The sequence below is a fragment of the Mesorhizobium sp. WSM4837 genome, from assembly GCF_055811435.1.
In genome coordinates, this window is the sequence record NZ_JBVVQE010000017.1 from 90,275 (window position 1) to 106,964 (window position 16,690).

At 62.9% G+C, this 16,690-nt stretch carries 15 protein-coding genes and 1 pseudogene; 2 read left to right on the plus strand and 14 right to left on the minus strand.

The window, feature by feature from the left end; genetic code table 11:
• The first annotated feature begins 46 nt into the window (after positions 1 to 46).
• Positions 47 to 556 carry an arsenate reductase ArsC gene (locus tag AC0L3D_RS12655; protein WP_473644532.1) on the plus strand — a complete coding sequence of 170 codons (510 nt, stop codon included), beginning with the start codon at positions 47 to 49 and terminating at the stop codon, positions 554 to 556.
• Between the two features lie 22 nt (positions 557 to 578).
• Here AC0L3D_RS12655 and AC0L3D_RS12660 read toward each other — a convergent pair whose 3' ends face one another.
• The 12 genes and pseudogenes from AC0L3D_RS12660 to AC0L3D_RS12715 all read right to left on the minus strand — a co-directional run bounded on the left by AC0L3D_RS12660 (position 579) and on the right by AC0L3D_RS12715 (position 14,834).
• Positions 579 to 1,034, minus strand: coding sequence for a hypothetical protein (locus tag AC0L3D_RS12660; protein WP_023800030.1), 456 nt, complete (start codon positions 1,032 to 1,034; stop codon positions 579 to 581).
• A gap of 48 nt (positions 1,035 to 1,082) precedes the next feature.
• Complete coding sequence (locus tag AC0L3D_RS12665; protein ID WP_023800031.1) at positions 1,083 to 1,343, minus strand: DUF2312 domain-containing protein; 261 nt, start codon at positions 1,341 to 1,343, stop codon at positions 1,083 to 1,085.
• A 160-nt stretch (positions 1,344 to 1,503) separates the two neighbouring features.
• Entirely contained in the window at positions 1,504 to 4,962 is a 3,459-nt protein-coding gene (gene pyc, locus AC0L3D_RS12670) for a pyruvate carboxylase (protein WP_473644534.1), read from the minus strand.
• Between the two features lie 239 nt (positions 4,963 to 5,201).
• Positions 5,202 to 6,320: a branched-chain amino acid ABC transporter substrate-binding protein gene (locus tag AC0L3D_RS12675; protein ID WP_023800033.1), complete on the minus strand. Its 1,119-nt coding sequence runs from the start codon at positions 6,318 to 6,320 to the stop codon at positions 5,202 to 5,204.
• Between the two features lie 139 nt (positions 6,321 to 6,459).
• Positions 6,460 to 6,807 carry a DUF6867 family protein gene (locus AC0L3D_RS12680; protein ID WP_023800034.1) on the minus strand — a complete coding sequence of 116 codons (348 nt, stop codon included), beginning with the start codon at positions 6,805 to 6,807 and terminating at the stop codon, positions 6,460 to 6,462.
• Between the two features lie 17 nt (positions 6,808 to 6,824).
• Positions 6,825 to 7,553 (minus strand): ABC transporter ATP-binding protein, encoded by a 729-nt coding sequence (locus AC0L3D_RS12685; protein WP_023800035.1) that lies wholly within the window; start codon positions 7,551 to 7,553, stop codon positions 6,825 to 6,827.
• Positions 7,553 to 8,701 (minus strand): ABC transporter ATP-binding protein, encoded by a 1,149-nt coding sequence (locus AC0L3D_RS12690; RefSeq protein ID WP_473644536.1) that lies wholly within the window; start codon positions 8,699 to 8,701, stop codon positions 7,553 to 7,555. The genes AC0L3D_RS12685 and AC0L3D_RS12690 overlap by 1 nt, the downstream gene beginning before the upstream one ends.
• Positions 8,701 to 10,194: pseudogene (gene livM, locus AC0L3D_RS12695) on the minus strand (high-affinity branched-chain amino acid ABC transporter permease LivM); the annotation flags it as partial. The gene AC0L3D_RS12690 and the pseudogene livM, both read right to left, overlap by 1 nt.
• A gap of 106 nt (positions 10,195 to 10,300) precedes the next feature.
• Positions 10,301 to 11,203 (minus strand): branched-chain amino acid ABC transporter permease, encoded by a 903-nt coding sequence (locus AC0L3D_RS12700; protein ID WP_023800038.1) that lies wholly within the window; start codon positions 11,201 to 11,203, stop codon positions 10,301 to 10,303.
• Positions 11,204 to 11,540: 337 nt separating this feature from the next.
• On the minus strand, positions 11,541 to 12,542 hold the full coding sequence (locus AC0L3D_RS12705) for a 4-hydroxyproline epimerase (RefSeq protein WP_473644538.1): 1,002 nt from the start codon (positions 12,540 to 12,542) through the stop codon (positions 11,541 to 11,543).
• Between the two features lie 12 nt (positions 12,543 to 12,554).
• Entirely contained in the window at positions 12,555 to 13,892 is a 1,338-nt protein-coding gene (locus AC0L3D_RS12710; protein ID WP_473644540.1) for an NAD(P)/FAD-dependent oxidoreductase, read from the minus strand.
• A gap of 48 nt (positions 13,893 to 13,940) precedes the next feature.
• Complete coding sequence (locus AC0L3D_RS12715; protein ID WP_473644541.1) at positions 13,941 to 14,834, minus strand: dihydrodipicolinate synthase family protein; 894 nt, start codon at positions 14,832 to 14,834, stop codon at positions 13,941 to 13,943.
• 68 nt (positions 14,835 to 14,902) lie between these two features.
• Here AC0L3D_RS12715 and AC0L3D_RS12720 point away from each other — a divergent pair, with 68 nt between their 5' ends.
• Positions 14,903 to 15,595: a GntR family transcriptional regulator gene (locus tag AC0L3D_RS12720; RefSeq protein ID WP_084833754.1), complete on the plus strand. Its 693-nt coding sequence runs from the start codon at positions 14,903 to 14,905 to the stop codon at positions 15,593 to 15,595.
• Between the two features lie 67 nt (positions 15,596 to 15,662).
• On the opposite strand, the gene AC0L3D_RS12725 is transcribed toward AC0L3D_RS12720, so the two are convergent.
• Together AC0L3D_RS12725 and AC0L3D_RS12730 are read right to left on the minus strand one after the other, a co-directional pair.
• Complete coding sequence (locus AC0L3D_RS12725) at positions 15,663 to 15,977, minus strand: hypothetical protein (protein WP_023800042.1); 315 nt, start codon at positions 15,975 to 15,977, stop codon at positions 15,663 to 15,665.
• Positions 15,978 to 16,264: 287 nt separating this feature from the next.
• On the minus strand, positions 16,265 to 16,564 hold the full coding sequence (locus AC0L3D_RS12730) for a hypothetical protein (RefSeq protein WP_023800043.1): 300 nt from the start codon (positions 16,562 to 16,564) through the stop codon (positions 16,265 to 16,267).
• Positions 16,565 to 16,690: the final 126 nt, after the last annotated feature.

Below are 16,690 nucleotides of genomic sequence, written 5' to 3' on the forward strand. Positions count from 1 at the left end.
CTCTGCCGCCCCCATCATCCAGTCGCCTGCCAGGGGAGGTCTTGAGATGAGCGATAATGTCTACAACGTGCTGTTTCTTTGCAACGCCAATTCGGCGCGATCGATCATGGCGGAAGCCATCCTCAGCCGGATCGGTGGCGGCAGGTTCAAGGCCTTTTCCGCCGGTTCGCAGCCGAGGGGCGAGGTCAATCCCTACGCATTGCATCTGCTCGAAAGCCTTAGCTACGACACGAGCTTCGCCCGTTCGAAAGGCTGGGACGAGTTTGCCGAGCCCGACGCGCCGGAAATGAATTTCATCTTCACGCTTTGCGACAGCACCGCGAATCAATCCTGTCCGATCTGGCCGGGTCATCCGATGACCGCGCTCTGGTCGATACCGGACCCAGCCATGGCAGACGGCACCGAAGCCGAACTGCATCTTGCCTTTGCCGATGCCTATCGCATGCTCAACAACCGCATCTCGCTGTTCACCAATCTGCGGGTGGATGCGCTCGACCATTTGGCGCTGCAACAGCATCTCGATCGGATTGGCCGCGACACGGCGAAACCGAACTAACTCAAGCCACTGCGACGCGAATTCACGGTCCGGCTTCGCCACCCCCGCCCAGCACCTCGGCAACGGCGCGCTCGAAACGCGATGCTTCCGTCACCAGCCAGTCGGCCATGGCCGGCCAATTGTCCTCGGCAAAACAGTTCACGCGCCACAGCGAATTGATGCCGAGGCCCTCGCAGCTCTGTTCCGGCCTGAGTTTCAACCTGTCTTCGATCGCCGGCTGGAACGGCTTCAACCGCGACCAGGCTTCCGTGGCACCGAACTTCTCGTTGCGGCCGAAGAAGACGCCGACATGGTTCTGCGCCGGCGCGACATACATGGAAAGGACCAATGCGAAGTCGGGCAGCCCGCGCTGCCAGAACCAGGGTCCGCGCCGTGCCATCAGAGGCCTTTCTTCCGGATGCCGTTCCGCGAACAGCGTCCAGAAGCCGCGTTGGCGGAACTCAGAGGCGCGGCGGCCGCCAAAGTCGAATTCGCTCATGGTTCGACCCGTTGCGGGCGCAACCGGCGCCCAGGGCTGTTACCAGCCTTACACCATGCCGAGTGCGGCTTTGTAGAGGTCGAGGATGGTTTCCTCCTCTTGCCGCTCAGCCTGGTCCTTCTTGCGCAGCCGGATGATCGACCGCATCGCCTTGGTGTCGAAGCCGGTGCCCTTGGCCTCGGCGAACACTTCCTTGATGTCGTCGGCGATCGTCTTCTTCTCTTCCTCGAGCCGCTCGATGCGCTCGATGAAGGCTCGCAGCTGGCCGGCGGCAACAGTCTGGCTGGTCTCGGTGATGTCGTCGGCCATTTTCTCTCCGCGTCGTTTTCCATGCCGCGACTCACGAACCGTCGCGGCGAATTTGCAGCGGTTCGATGCCCGACCGGAGCCGACCGGTCAAGCTGTTATCGATGCGGCATGAAGGGCTGCCGCCAGACGCAGACAACTCTGCCTGGGCAACATTTCTGTCTCATCCGAATGCGATCAGCAGATCCTTGGCGTCGATCTGATCGCCGGTCTTGACCAGCACTTCGGCGACAACCCCATCACGCTCGGCATGCAATGCCGTCTCCATCTTCATCGCCTCGATCGACAAAAGCACGTCGCCGGCCTTGACCGCTTGGCCCGCGGCAACGGCGAGCGCCGAGACGACGCCCGGCATCGGTGCGCCAACATGCGCCTCGTTGCCGGGCTCGGCCTTGCGCCGCGCCTTGGCGGCGGAAGCGCCGTGCGCCCGATCCGGCACTTTGACCCGGCGCGGCTGGCCGTTGAGCTCGAAGAACACGGTGACCATGCCCTTCTCGTCGACATCGCCGATGGCCAGGCAGCGCACCACCAGCGTCTTGCCCTTCTCGATGTCGACAAAGATCTCGTCCTCCGGCTTCATGCCGTAGAAATAGGTCGGCGTCGGCAGCACGCTGACCGGCCCATAGGTTTCCTGCGCTGCGGTAAAGTCGGAGAAGACCTTCGGGTACATCAGCCACGAGGCGAATTCGAATTCGCTGAGCTTGCGCTCGAGCTTGTCTTCGATCTCCTTGCGGCTGGCCTTGAGATTGGCTGCTTTCAGCAGCGAACCGGGCCGCACGGTGATCGGTTTGTCGCCTTTCAGCACCTTCTTCTGCAGTGCCTCCGGCCAGCCGCCGGGCGACTGGCCGAGGTCGCCGCGCAGCATCGACACGACCGAGTCGGGGAAGGCGATATCCCTGGCCGGATTTTCGACATCGGCAACCGTCAGGTCCTGGCTCACCATCATCAGCGCCATGTCGCCGACGACCTTGGACGACGGCGTCACCTTGACGATGTCACCGAACATCAGATTGACGTCGTGATAGGTCTGCGCCACTTCGTGCCAGCGCGTCTCCAGCCCGAGCGAGCGCGCCTGCTCCTTGAGGTTGGTGAACTGCCCACCCGGCATTTCGTGCAGGTAGACTTCCGAGGCCGGCCCCTTCAGGTCGCTTTCGAAGGCAGCATACTGGTTGCGCACCGCCTCCCAGTAGAACGAGATGTTCCTGATCCATTGCGGGTCGAGGCCCGGATCCCGCTCGGTGCCCTTCAGCGCCTCGACGATCGAGCCTAGGCAAGGCTGCGAGGTGTTGCCGGACAGGGCATCCATCGCCGCGTCGATGGCGTCGACACCGCTGTCCACCGCCGCCAGCACCGTCGCCGCCGACAGGCCCGACGTGTCGTGCGTGTGAAAGTGGATCGGCAGGTCGGTCGCCTCGCGCAGCGCCTTGAACAGTGCGCGGGCGGCATTCGGCTTCAAGAGCCCGGCCATGTCCTTGACCGCGACGATATGGGCGCCGGCCGTCTGCAACTCCCTGGCCAGCGCGACGTAGTATTTGAGGTCGTACTTGGCTCGGGCCGGGTCGAGTATGTCGCCGGTGTAGCAGATCGCTGCTTCGATCAGCTTGCCTTCGGCGCCGACCGCGTCCATGGCGACGCGCATGTTGTCGACCCAGTTCAAACAGTCGAAGACGCGGAACAGGTCGACGCCGCCGCTTGCTGCCTGTTTGACGAAATGCTGGACGACATTGTCCGGATAATTGGTGTAGCCGACGCCGTTGGCGCCGCGCAAAAGCATCTGCAGCAACAGATTGGGCGCTGCCTCGCGCACCAGCGACAGCCGCTCCCACGGGTCTTCGGTGAGAAAGCGCATGGCGACGTCGAAGGTCGCCCCGCCCCAGCATTCGAGCGACAAAAGCTGCGGCAGCGCGCGTGCATAGGTGCCGGCAATGCCGGCGATGTCATAAGTGCGCACGCGCGTCGCGAGCAGGGATTGGTGTCCGTCGCGCATCGTCGTGTCGGTGACCAGCACTTCTTTGCATGCGCGCATCCAGGCCGCGAATTTCTCCGTCCCAAGCGCGTCGAGCTTCTGCTTGCTGCCATCGGGCACGTTGCCGTTGAGGTAGGGCACCATGGGTGCCGCCGCATCGGCCTTAGGCTGCGGCCGGCCACGGGTTTCGGGATGGCCGTTGACGCTGACATCGGCCAGGTAGTTGAGCAGCTTGGTCGCGCGATCCTGCCGCTTCACGCTCGCGAACAGTTCCGGTGTCGTATCGATGAACTTGGTCGTATAGGAATTTTCGGCGAAACTTGGGTGATTGATGATCGCCTCGAGGAAGGTGAGGTTGGTCGCCACCCCGCGAATACGGAATTCGCGCAGCGCCCGGTTCATGCGGGCGATGGTCTCGGCCGGCGTCGGCGCCCAGGCCGTCACCTTCTCCAGCAGCGGATCGTAAAAGCGGGTGATGACCGCGCCGGAATAGGCGGTGCCGCCATCGAGGCGGATGCCGAAACCGGTGGCGCCGCGATAGGCGGTGATGCGGCCATAGTCGGGGATGAAATTATGCTCGGGATCTTCCGTGGTGATGCGGCACTGCAGCGCGTGGCCGTTGAGCCTGATATCCTTCTGCGCCGGCACGCCCGATTCCGGCGTGCCGATGGCAAAGCCATCGAGGATGTGGATCTGCGCCTTGACGATGTCGATGCCGGTCACCTGTTCGGTGACCGTGTGCTCGACCTGGATGCGCGGATTCACCTCGATGAAGTAGAATTTGCCACTGTCGGCATCCTGCAGGAATTCGACCGTGCCGGCGCCGATATAGCTCGTCTCGCGCGCGATCTTGAGCGCGTAGCCGCAAAGCTCTTCGCGCTGCGACATTTCGAGATAGGGCGCCGGCGCGCGCTCGACCACCTTCTGGTTGCGGCGCTGGATCGAGCAATCGCGCTCGAACAGGTGCACGGCGTTGCCGTGTGTGTCGCCCAGCACCTGCACCTCGACATGGCGGGCGCGCTCGATCAGCTTTTCGAGATAGACCTCGTCCTTGCCGAAGGCAGCTTTCGCTTCGCGCTTGCCCTCCGTCACCTCGCGGGCGAGATCGGCTTCCGAGCGGATGGCGCGCATGCCGCGGCCGCCGCCGCCCCACGACGCCTTCAGCATCACCGGATAGCCGATCGTCCTGGCGAGCGCCTTCACCGTCTCGATGTCGTCCGGCAAGGGATCGGTGGCGGGAATTACCGGCACGCCGACCTCGATCGCCAGGTTGCGTGCGGCGACCTTGTTGCCGAGCCTGCGCATCGTATCCGGCTTGGGTCCAATGAAAATAATGCCGGCCTTGACACAGGCTTCGGCGAATTCAGGGCTTTCCGACAACAGCCCATAGCCCGGATGGATGGCATCGGCGCCGGAAAGCCTGGCGACGCGGATCACTTCCTCGATCGACAGATAGCTTTCGATCGGCCCCATATCCCTGGTCAGATGCGGCCCGCGCCCGACCTGATAGCTTTCATCCGCCTTGAAGCGGTGCAGCGAGTACTTGTCCTCCTCGGCCCAGATCGCCACGGTTTTGAGGCCGAGTTCGTTGGCCGCGCGGAAGACGCGGATGGCGATTTCGGACCGGTTGGCGACAAGGATCTTCGTGATTGCCAAGGACAAGGCTCCGGACGCTGACGGAAGGGGGACTGCGCCATGATTAACGCGAAAATGCTGCAGCGCAAACAAAATCGGGCGGCGACGATTAAACCGATTTAAATCCACTCATTGGGTAGAGCGCCGCGCGTCCCCTCGAATGCGCAAAGGGTGCTCCGACGAAAGGTAAAACGGCACACACGAAAAATGCCCGGCGCGAGGCGCCGGGCATTCCGGAATTGTCGTCGTCGTCGACAGGCTTACATCTTCTGGACGTAGGTGTATTTGCCGTCGTCGCCCTTCTTCCATTCGTACATGACGTAGCCAGGCAGCGTCGGATCGCCCTTCTCGTCGTAGGAAAGATCGCCCAGCACGGTCTTGAACGGGCCGTTGGCCTTGAGAGCTTTGGCAACTTCCATCGGATCGTTCGACTTGGCGGCTGTGGCGGCTCCCACGATCGCCTGCATGGCGGCGTAGGAATAAAGCGTGTAGGCCTCCGGCTCGAAGCCCTGCGCGCGGAACTTCTCGACCAGTTCCTTGTTCGCCGGGATCAGACGCGGATCCGGGCCGAACGTGTTCAGCGTGCCCGCAACCGCGTCACCGGCGATTGAGGCCAGTTCGTTCGACACGATGCCGTCGCCGGAAACCAGCGTGGCCTCGAGGCCCTGGTCAGCCACCTGGCGGATGATCAGTCCGGCTTCGGTGTGCAGACCACCCCAATAGATGATGGAAACGCCGGCTTGTTTCATCTTGGCGATCAACGCCGAGAAGTCCTTGTCGCCGATATTTACGCCTTCATACATGACTTCCGTCACGCCGGCAGCGTTCATCGCCTTCTTGGTCTCGTCGGCAAGGCCCTGACCATAGGTCGTCTTGTCGTGGACGACCGCGATCTTGGCATCCTTGAAGTTCTCCGCGAGATAGGCGCCGGCGATGCTGCCCTGCTGGTCGTCGCGTCCGCAGGTACGGAACGTGTTCCACAGGCCGCGCTCGGTGAACTGCGGGTTGGTCGCGGCCGGCGTGATCTCGAGGATGCCGTTCTCCGCGTAGACTTCCGATGCCGGGATCGAAACGCCCGAGTTAAAGTGGCCGACCACGAACTTGACGCCGTCGCCGACGAACTTGTTGGCGACCGAAATGCCCTGCTTCGGATCGGAGACGTCGTCACCGACCGTGAGCTTGACCTGCTCGCCGTTGATGCCGCCGGCCGCATTGATGTCTGCGACAGCCTGTTCGGCGCCCTTCTGCAACTGCGCGCCGAAGGCGGCATTCGGGCCGGTGATCGGACCGGCAACTCCGATCAGGACGTCAGCCCACGCGCTTCCGCTGAACGCGACGAGCGCGGTCAGGGCGACGGCGGACAAAAGTGATTTTCTCATGTAAAACGCTCCCATTTACAGAGTGGGCGTGGATGATGCTTTCATGCGATGCCCACCTTTACTCGCAGAAAGCGTACTTTGCCGATTTTCAGGCACTTGTCACGCCGATTCATCCCCGAAACGGCGTTAATAATGAACGTCAACCTTTTGGTTTCCAACTCAAAAGCGATGCTCTTTCGTAGAGCCAGCTATACTGTGTCACCATCTGGTTGGTGCGCGTGTATTGATAGCCGATGAAGCCCAATATCATCAGGACGATGGTGTCGACGATGTAGTAGTGCAGCGAGAACATCGTGCCGCCGAACAGCGCGTGATGGATGAACCTCACGGCGATGCCGAGGCCGAGCATATAGGCGAACAAGTGGACGAAGCTGCGCCATGTCTGGGCGCAGGCCTTGCCCGTCATCCACGCCGCCCAGCCGCCAAGCAGGCAGGTGACGAAGAAGAACTGCCAGACCGAGGGTTCCTCATAGAGAATGCCCTGCATGATGAAGACTCCTGAACTCAGTGATGGCCGCCTTCGAGATAGGCGGCGCGCACGTCCGGATCGGCGAGCAGTTCCTTGCCGGTGCCACTCATCGTCACGTTGCCGTTGACCATGACATAGCCGCGCGTGGCGAGCTTCAGCGCGCCGAAGGCGTTCTGCTCGACCAGGAACACGGTCAGCCCCTGCGTGCGGTTCAACTCGCGGATGGCGTCGAAGATCTGCTTGACGATCAGCGGCGCCAGGCCCAGCGACGGCTCGTCGAGCAAGAGCAGTTTCGGCCGCGCCATCAGCGCACGTCCGATCGAAAGCATCTGCTGCTCGCCGCCCGACAGCGTGCCGCCACGCTGGGCAATGCGTTCCTTCAGGCGTGGAAACAGCGAGAACACCTTCTCGACGTCCTCGTCGTAGTGCTTGAGGTCGTCGAGGCTGGCGCCCATCTGCAGGTTTTCCATCACCGTCATGCGCGGAAAGATGCGCCGGCCCTCCGGCGACTGGGCGATGCGCATGCGCGCGATCTCATGGGTCGGCAACTGGGTGATGTCGGTGCCGGCGAAGGTGATAGTGCCCGCCCGCGCCCGTGGTGCACCAAAAATGGTCATCATCAGCGTCGACTTTCCGGCGCCATTGGCGCCGATCAGCGCCACGATCTCGCCCTGCTTGACGGTGACATCGACGCCGTTCAGCGCCCTGATGTTGCCGTAATAGGTCTGGACACCCTTGATGTCGAGCAGCGTTGTGCCGGCCATCATTCATTCCCTCCGCCCCGGTTGGAGTCGCCCGGTGTCTTGGGCTTTGCCGGAGCCTTGGCGTCCGGCTTTGCCGCGGAGGATTTCGCGTCGGCTTCGGCCGGCGATGCGGGCCTTGCCGCCGCGCCCGACCTTGCATCGACCTGCCCGGCTTTCGACGCGCGCTTCGACACCGTGACGCGTTCGCCCTCACTGTGTCCGACCGTGTCGGTCACCGGTCCGGCGAAATACGAGGACGACGAGCCCGGACCGTGCGTCGAATCCGGGCCGGTGTCGAGTTGCTCGATGACGTCTTCGTCGCCGACCTCGATCAGCACCGTCTCGACGTCCTCGTCTTCAACGCCGAGATAGGCGGCGATGACACGCGGGTCGGTGCGCACCGCATGCGGACTGCCGTCCGAGATCTTGCGCCCGTATTCGAGCACCACGACATGGTCGGAAATCTGCATGACCACCGCCATGTCGTGCTCGATCAGCAGGATCGAGGTGCCGGTGTTGTCCTTGATGTCCATAAGGAGCGCGTTGAGCGCCATTGATTCCTTCGGATTGAGCCCTGCCGCCGGTTCGTCGAGGCAGAGCAGTTCCGGACCCGTGCACATCGCCCGCGCGATCTCCAGGCGCCGCTGCGCGCCGTAGGGCAAGTCGCCGGCCGGATCGTCGGCTCGATCGACGAGGTCGGCCTTTTCCAGCCAGTGCCTGGCGAGATCGATCGACTCGGCCGACGCCGTCCGGTAGCCGCTGAAGCCAAACAGGCCGAGGACAGTGTAGCCGGACGCCTTCATCAGCTTGTTGTGCTGCGCCACCAGCAGGTTCTCCAGCAGCGTCATGCCGGAAAACAGGCGGATGTTCTGGAAGGTGCGCGCCACCTTGGCTCGCGCCGGAATCTCATGGTTCGGCAGCCGTTCGAGCAGATAGCTCGAGCCGTCGCGCCGGTTGAGCGTGAGCATGCCCTCAGACGGCTTGTAGAAGCCGGTGATGCAGTTGAACACGGTGGTCTTGCCGGCGCCGTTCGGCCCGATCAGCGCGGTGATCTCGCCGCGCCTGACCTGGAAGGACAGGTCGCCGATGGCGACCAGACCGCCGAACTTCATCGACAGATGTTCGACCTGCAGGATGGCATCGTTCACGGATGGGTTCGCATCGCTCATCAGCCGTGGCCCTCCTTGGTGAAGGAGCCGGATACAGCCCTCCTCTCCTTGAGAAAGGCTGTCGGTTCACGACTGCCGACGAAGCCGCGCGGCTTCCACAGCATGACGATGACCATGGCCATGCCGAACAGCAGCATGCGGTAGAGTTCCGGCGTGAAGTCGGGACCGAAGACCTGCTTCAGGAAATCGAGTTCGCGCAGCACCTCGGTGCCACCGATCATCACCATGGCGGCGACGGCGATGCCAACCAGCGAACCCATCCCGCCGAGCACGACGATGGCGAGGATGATGGCCGATTCCAGGAAGATGAAGGATTCGGGGCTGACGAAACCTTGCCGCGCGGCGAAGAACGAGCCGGCGAAGCCGCCGAACATGGCGCCGGTGGCAAAGGCGGTGAGCTTGGTGGTGGTGGTGTTGATGCCGAGCGAGCGGCAGGCGATCTCGTCCTCGCGCAGCGCTTCCCAGGCGCGGCCGACGGGCATGCGCCTAAGCCTTATGGTGACGAAGGCGGTGAGCAGGCAGAGCCCGAGGATCAGGTAGTAGAGGAAGATCTTGTAATAGGCGCTCGACGTGGCGATGTCCAAGACCTTGGCGATATAGTTCGGATCAGAGACGTTGAACGACATCAGCCCGAAAAACGTGACCTTGGGAATGCCGGAGATACCGGCCGAGCCGTTGGTAACCTCACGCCAGTTGATCAGCACGAGACGAATGATCTCGCCGAAGGCCAGCGTCACGATCGCCAGGTAGTCGCCGCGCAGGCGCAGCACCGGAAAGCCGAGCAGCACCCCCCAGAAGGCGGCCATGGCGCCGGCGGCAGGCAGCAGGATCCAGAACGACAGGCCGTATTGCGTACCGAGCAGCGCATAGGCATAGGCGCCGACGGCATAGAAGGCGACATAACCAAGGTCGAGCAGGCCGGCGAGGCCAACGACAATGTTCAGCCCCCAGGCCAGCATGACATAGATCAGGATCTGAATGCCGTAATTGTCGACCCATTTCAGAGAACCCTGGAACCCGGCGGCCACCGATCCTCCATACACAGCAAGCACCAGCACAACGATGATCGGGTAGAGCGCCAGTGCGGTTATGCCCAACGCCGAGAAATGGGCATGAATGAAGGTTCGGAAATAAAACATCACCGAGGCGAGGGCGTAGATGGTCGCCAGCGCTCTCAGGAACCGTGCATAACCGGCCAGGCCGGGCCCCAGCAATCCGTCAAGGGAGCCGGCAAGGAAAACCAGCACGGCCACTGTGACGATGGCAGCGATGAAATACGGCAGGCGGAAGAACCGCGCCGCCATGCTCTGCGGCAGCAGGCCGGTGGCGACGTCGACGATCTTCTGATTTGCCAGGAAAGGCTGTCCGTAGGCGACATAGAGAAAACGGCCGGCCATGGTCAGCACGACCACGACTGCAAGAAGCCACCAGCGCTGTACAAGGATCAGCTCGTTGGAGATGTTCTGATCGGTCCTCAGGCCGATGAACAGCACGAACAGGCCGAGCGCGATGGCGCCGGCATAAAGCGCTTCGCGCGTAGCGCGCTGCATGGGAGTGGCGACGATGTCGCGCTCCGGAGACGTGGTGACCGCCATGAACTCAGACCTTTTCGACTTCTGGCCGGCCGAGAATGCCGGAAGGCAGGAAGATCAGCACGATCGCCAGGATGGAAAAGGCCGCGACGTCCTTGTAGTCGATCGAGAAATAAGCCGACCACATGCTTTCGATGAAGCCGATCATGAGCCCGCCGAGCACGGCGCCGGGCAACGAGCCGATGCCGCCGAGCACGGCCGCAGTGAACGCCTTCACGCCCGGCGTGAAACCGTCGGAGAAGGCGATAACGCCATAATACATCAGGAACAGCGTGCCGGCGACGGCGGCGAGGGCCGCACCCATGACGAAGGTGATCGAGATGGTGCGGTCGACGTCGATGCCGAGCAACGCCGCCATCTTGCGGTCCTGCTCGCAAGCCCTTTGGGCTCGACCCAGCGAGGTCTTGTTGACCAGGTACCAGAACAGCGCCAACAGCAGCGCGGTGACGATGACGATGACGATTTGCTTCAGCGACACGCTGACGCCCTCGATATTATAGACCTTGGACACCATCGGCGGGATCGGCTTGTTGCGCGGCCCCTGCGTCACCTGGACGAAGTTCGACAGCGCGATCGACATGCCGATCGCGGTGATCAGCGGCGCCAGCCGGAACGACCCGCGCAACGGCCGGTAGGCTACCTTTTCGATCGTCCAGTTGTACAGGCTGGTCAACAGCATCGCGACGATCATCATGACCAGCAGCGCGATCACCACCGGCACCGAATAGAACATCGCGCCGAGGATGAGGAAAACGATGAGGGCGGCGAAGGCGCCGACCATGAAGATGTCGCCATGGGCGAAATTGATCATGCCGATGATGCCGTAGACCATCGTGTAGCCGATCGCGATCAGTCCATAGATCGATCCCAGCGTCAGCCCATTGATAAGCTGCTGGACAAAATACTGCATGCTGTCGTGGCTCCCCTGGAATGTCGCCCATGCAGACGCATTCCTTTTCGTATTTCCCCTAGTCGTAAAGTTTCGAGCCCGGATTGCAACGTCATTCTTTAATCGGCATGCGTGATTTTGAAGCACGCAATCGGATTGCCCGTTCTTCCCTTCCCGGCCTCTGGACTATCGCCGACCCTATCATTGGCCTAACGCAATGTCTTTGGCGATTCGTCGTCAAAATGCACGCTGCTTCGAAAGAATCGCCGTAAAAATAAGTTGATGAGCGGGATCGTTGCGCCGTCTGGGCAATCGATCCTTGCATTCTGTTCGATTCCCCTGCGTCAGGATTCTCTCTCTATTTGACGACGAATCCGTGCGCGAACGGATCGCGATCGTCGATGAAGATCGTGTTCAATCCGGTCATGCGCGCCCAGCCGCCGATCGAGGGGACGATCGCCGGCTTGCCCGCCACCGTGACTTCCTTCTCGACCCTGCCCTTGAACAGCGAGCCGATGATCGATTCGTTGACGAATTCGTCGCCGGTCCCAAGCTTGCCCTTGGCGTGAAGCTGCGCCATCCGCGCCGAGGTGCCGGTGCCGCAAGGCGAGCGGTCGATCGCCTTGTCGCCGTAGAAGACGGCGTTGCGTGCATCCGCCTGGCTGTCGGTCGGCGCACCCGTCCACAGTATGTGCGACAGGCGGCCGATGCCGGGATTCTCGGGATGCACGAAGGCGTATTTTTCGTTGAGCCGCTGCCGCACCACCGGGCTCCAGGCGATGAGGTCGCCGGCAGAGTGGTCGGCCATGTCGCGATAGGTCTTCTGCGGCTCGACGATGGCGTAGAAATTGCCGCCATAGGCGACATCGACGCTGATCTCGCCGAGCTGCGGACATTCGACAGTCAGACCCTCCGCATGGACGAAGGACGGCACGTTGGTGATGCGCACCTCCTCGACATAGTCGCCGACCTGCCTGTACTCGGCGGTGACCAGGCCGGCCGGCGTGTCCAGCCTGAGCAAGCCCGGTGTCTTCGGCTTGACCAGCCCGTGCTCGATGGCCATCGTCACCGTGCCGATGGTGCCGTGACCGCACATTGGCAGGCAGCCCGAGGTTTCGATGAACAGGATGGCGATATCGCAATCGGGCCGCGTCGGCGGATAGAGGATCGAGCCGGACATCACGTCATGGCCGCGCGGCTCGAACATCAGCCCTGTTCGGATCCAGTCATATTCGGCCAGGAAATGCGCGCGCCGCTCCATCATCGTCGCGCCGTTGAGCAGCGGTCCGCCCCCGGCGACCAGCCGCACCGGATTGCCGCAGGTGTGACCGTCGATGCAGAAGAAGGAGTGGCGCGCCATTTCTAGATCCCGTCAGAAGCGGTTCGGAGAAAACGGAGACAGATCAAACACCGGATTTTGGCCGAGAATGAGATCGCGAACCAGGCGTCCGGTGGCAGCCGCCTGGGTGAGGCCGAGATGGCCGTGGCCGAAGGCATAGACTATCGTGCCGGCCCGCCTGGCGCCACCGATCACCGGCAGCGAATCCGGCAGCGATGGCCGCAATCCCATCCATTCGCGGCCGCCGGCCGGGTCAAGCCCCGGCAGGAATTTCTGTGCCTTGTCGAGCAGCGCTTTCGAGCGGGCGTAGTTGGGCGGCCGCTCAATGCCGCCGAGCTCGACCGCGCCGCCGACGCGCACGCCGGTTTCAAGCGGCGTGACGACGAAGCCGTGGCCGGAGAAGATCAGTTGCCGCTTCACGTCGAAGGCGGTCTTCGGCAGCGTCGTGTTGTAGCCGCGCTCGGTCTCGAGCGGGATGCGGTCGCCGATATGTTTCGCCAGGAGATGCGACCAGGCGCCGGCGGCGATGACGAGGCATTGTGCCTGCCGCACCGTGCCGTCGGCCAGCGTCAATGTCGCGCCGTCCTGTCCCGTCCCGACGTGGTCGATCCGAGCCTTTTCGAAACGCGCGCCCTTGGTTTCGGCATAGGCCCAGATCGCTTTGCCCAATAATTTCGGATCCGTAACGGTCTTCCATCCCGGCACGAAAGTGCCCTTGACGAAACGCGGCGACAGGCCCGGCTGCAAGGCGGCGAGCGCATCGCCCTCGACATGGCTGAAGCCGATGCCGAACCGTTGCCTCGCCGCCCAGCCGCGCAGCGACGCCTTGAACTCGGTCTCGCTCTCGTAAAGTTCGAGCGAGCCGTCCTCGCGCAGCATATTTCCGGTGCCCGAGCGCGCCATCAGCCCGGCCCATTCGGCCTCGGCGAGCCGCATCATCCCGGCCTGCGCCGCGAGGCTGCCCGCGTAGCGGTCGCTTCGTCCGGCGCGCCAGAAGCGGATAAGCCAGGGCAGCAGCTTCGGCAGATAGGCCGGCGGGATGCTGAGCGGGCCGAGCGGATCGGCAAGCCATTTCGGCAAGTGCCTGATCATGCCCTTGTGGGCCAGCGGCAGCACATCGGAAAAGGCCAGGGCGGCGGCATTGCCGGAACTCGTTTCCTCGCAGATCCCCGTCCGATCGAAGATCGTGACGTTTCGCCCCGCCTCGGCCAGATAGGCGGCGACACAGATGCCGATGATGCCGGCGCCGATAATGGCGATGTCCTCACCTTCTCCCCGTTCACGGGGAGAAGGTGCCCGAAGGGCGGATGAGGGGCGGCGCCCCGCTTTTGCCGACTTGGAAATTCCTTGCACGTGGGCGCTGCCCCTCATCTGGCTGCCGCCATCTTCTCCCCGTAAACGGGGAGAAGAGAGCCTGCCTCAAAACCTCGGCAGCTCCGGCCGCGCCGCCAGCGCATCCCGGACGATCTTCTCGACCATCTTGCGGCGCTCGCCCGACAGCGGCTGGCGCGGCATGCGCACGCGGTCGTTGGTGTTGATCGCCAGGACTTCGGCGAGCTTGATGTTCTGCACCAGATAGGTCGACACGTCGAGGTCGAGCAGCGGCCGGAACCAGCGGTAGATTGTCAGCGCCTCCTCGCGGCGGCCCTGCTTCATCAATTGGTAGATCGCGACCGTCTCGCGCGGGAACGCGGTGACCAGCCCCGCCACCCAGCCGATGGCGCCGACCGACAGCGCCTCGAACGCCAGATTGTCGACGCCGGTGAACAAATCGTAGCGGTCGCCGAAGCGATTGATGATTTCGGTCGAGCGGCGGATGTCGTCGGAGGATTCCTTGATGGCGACGAAGCGCTTGTCCTTCGCCAGTTCCTCCATCTGATCGACGGTGACGTCGACGCGGTAGGCAAGCCGGTTGGAGTAGATCATCACCGGCAGGTCGCCGGCCTCGGCGACGGCGCGCAGTGCGGCAACCGTCTCCTCCGCATTGGTGTGATAGATCGGGCTCGGCACCAGCATCAGCCCGTTGGCGCCCTGTCTGGCGGCGCGGCGCGCGATCGCCGCCGCCTCGCGGGTGCCAGGTTCGTTGACAGTCAGCAGAACCGGCTTGCCGCCGGCGATCTTTTGCGCGGTCTTCAGCACATCGATCTTCTCGTCATGCGAGAGCATCGGCCCCTCGCCGAGCGAGCCGCAGACGATGATGCCGTCGCAGCCAGCCTCCATCTGCAGCGCAAAGCAGCGTTCCATCTCGGCATGGTCGAGGCGGTCGTCCTCAGTGAATTTGGTCGTGACGGCGGGGAAAACTCCGGTCCACATAGCGGTGCTCCATCTGATATATCAGTCGTATATTTATTAGGAAACGGGCTGTCAACACGGATTTCGCTATGATATACCAAAAATATATCAGGAGCTCGCCTTTGATATTCAATGAAACAAGCCCGGCATTCGAGCCAGTGGCGGCGAAAGCCTACCGCGTGCTCGAGCACATGATCGTGACGCTCGAACTGGCGCCTGCAAGCTTCATCACCGAAGGCGCGCTGATCGACAGGCTGGGGCTCGGCCGCACGCCGGTGCGCGAGGCGATCCAGCGGCTGGCGTGGGAGGGACTGCTGGATGTCCGGCCGCGTGCCGGCATCGCCATTGCCCCGCTGCATCCCGGCGACTGGTTGCGCGTTCTCGATGCACGACGTGGCGTCGAGGTGGTTCTTGCCCGCTCGGCCGCCCGCTTCGTCACCCGCGAGGCGGCCGACCTGTTTCACGACGCGGCACTGGCCATGCAGAGGGCGGTGATATCGGGCAATGTGCTGGCCTTCATTCAGGCCGACAAGGCGCTCGACGAGGCGCTGGCGCTGGCGGCCGACAATCCCTTCGCCGCGCGGCTGGCGGCCCCGTTGCAGACCCACAGCCGCCGCTTCTGGTTCCGCTACAAGGCCGACACCGGGCTTGCCGAATCGGCCGAGCACCATGTCGCGCTGATCCGCTCGATCCTCGACGGCGACGAGGACGCCGCCGCCAAGGATGCCAAGCGTCTGATGGCGCTGCTGCGCGGCCATGCCGCGGCGGCCGCTACGCGATAGAGATCGGCAGCAAGCTTCGGCAGGCTCTTTGAGTTCCGCCCACAGGCGCTGAGCATCGCTCAATTCGTCAGGCGTCCTGGTCGGTCGGGATCACCACGTTTTCCCAATGTTCGCCGGCCGCGACAATGCAGCTTCTGCCGGCGACGTCGGTGACGATGATCGTCCAGCTTCCGCTGTCGGCGACATAGACTTCCATAATCGCCATCTGACCGATCAGCCCGAAAGCAAACTGTCTTTCCTGGAACTGCTCGCTCAGGTGGGCGACGAGATCGCGATGTTCAACGCAGTATTGATATTGGGCGCTTGCGGCGTTCGTACCCACCGCCGATGCGCCAGCAAGAATGAGGGTTTTCAACCCAACCAACAGCGATTTGCGCGCCATAGGGCATCTCCTTTGCCATCACGTCCGGCAAAGGAAGAGCCCTCATTTTGCCGGAACGATCCAGGCCGGTCCCGACGTCATCATCATCGCGTCGTTCCTTTCCGTGTTCCGGTCTGTCATCAGCGGGGACGAATCAAAATGTTCCCACTATGTTCCATATATGGTGTCGGCAACAAAAAAGCGCAAGCAGGCGCCCGCTGGGGCGCCTGTGGATCGTTTCATGGTCGTCGCCGAGAACCGCGGCCTGCGCGCGGCTATGCTAAGGCGGCTGCCACCCGCTAGGCGGCTCAGGTCCCTGGCAGCGCCGCTGTCTTCACCGCGCTCTCCCAGCCTTCACCCACCGAAACCACGCAGCTTTGACCGCGTGTGTCACTGGCGAGGATGGTCCACGTGCCCTGATCGGAAACGAAGACTTCAACAATCACATTCGGATTGACGACGCCGATCGCGGTTGGATTTTCCCGGAACTTCTCGCCGAGCGCCTTGATCATGTCGGCTCGTGGCGCGCATTGTTCGGCCGCTGTTGCCGGGGCCGCGGAAAACGCGGCAGCCGCCGCGCCAAGTATCGACACCATGAGACGTGTCATCTCACACCTCCTTGCGCCGGCCGTACCCCCCGAAGCTGTCGTCAACGCCGTTGGTCGATCTGCCGCATCTCCTTTGCGGCAGGATTGCAAGTTAAGGCTTCTGCAGTCCGCCTGGTTCCATCACAT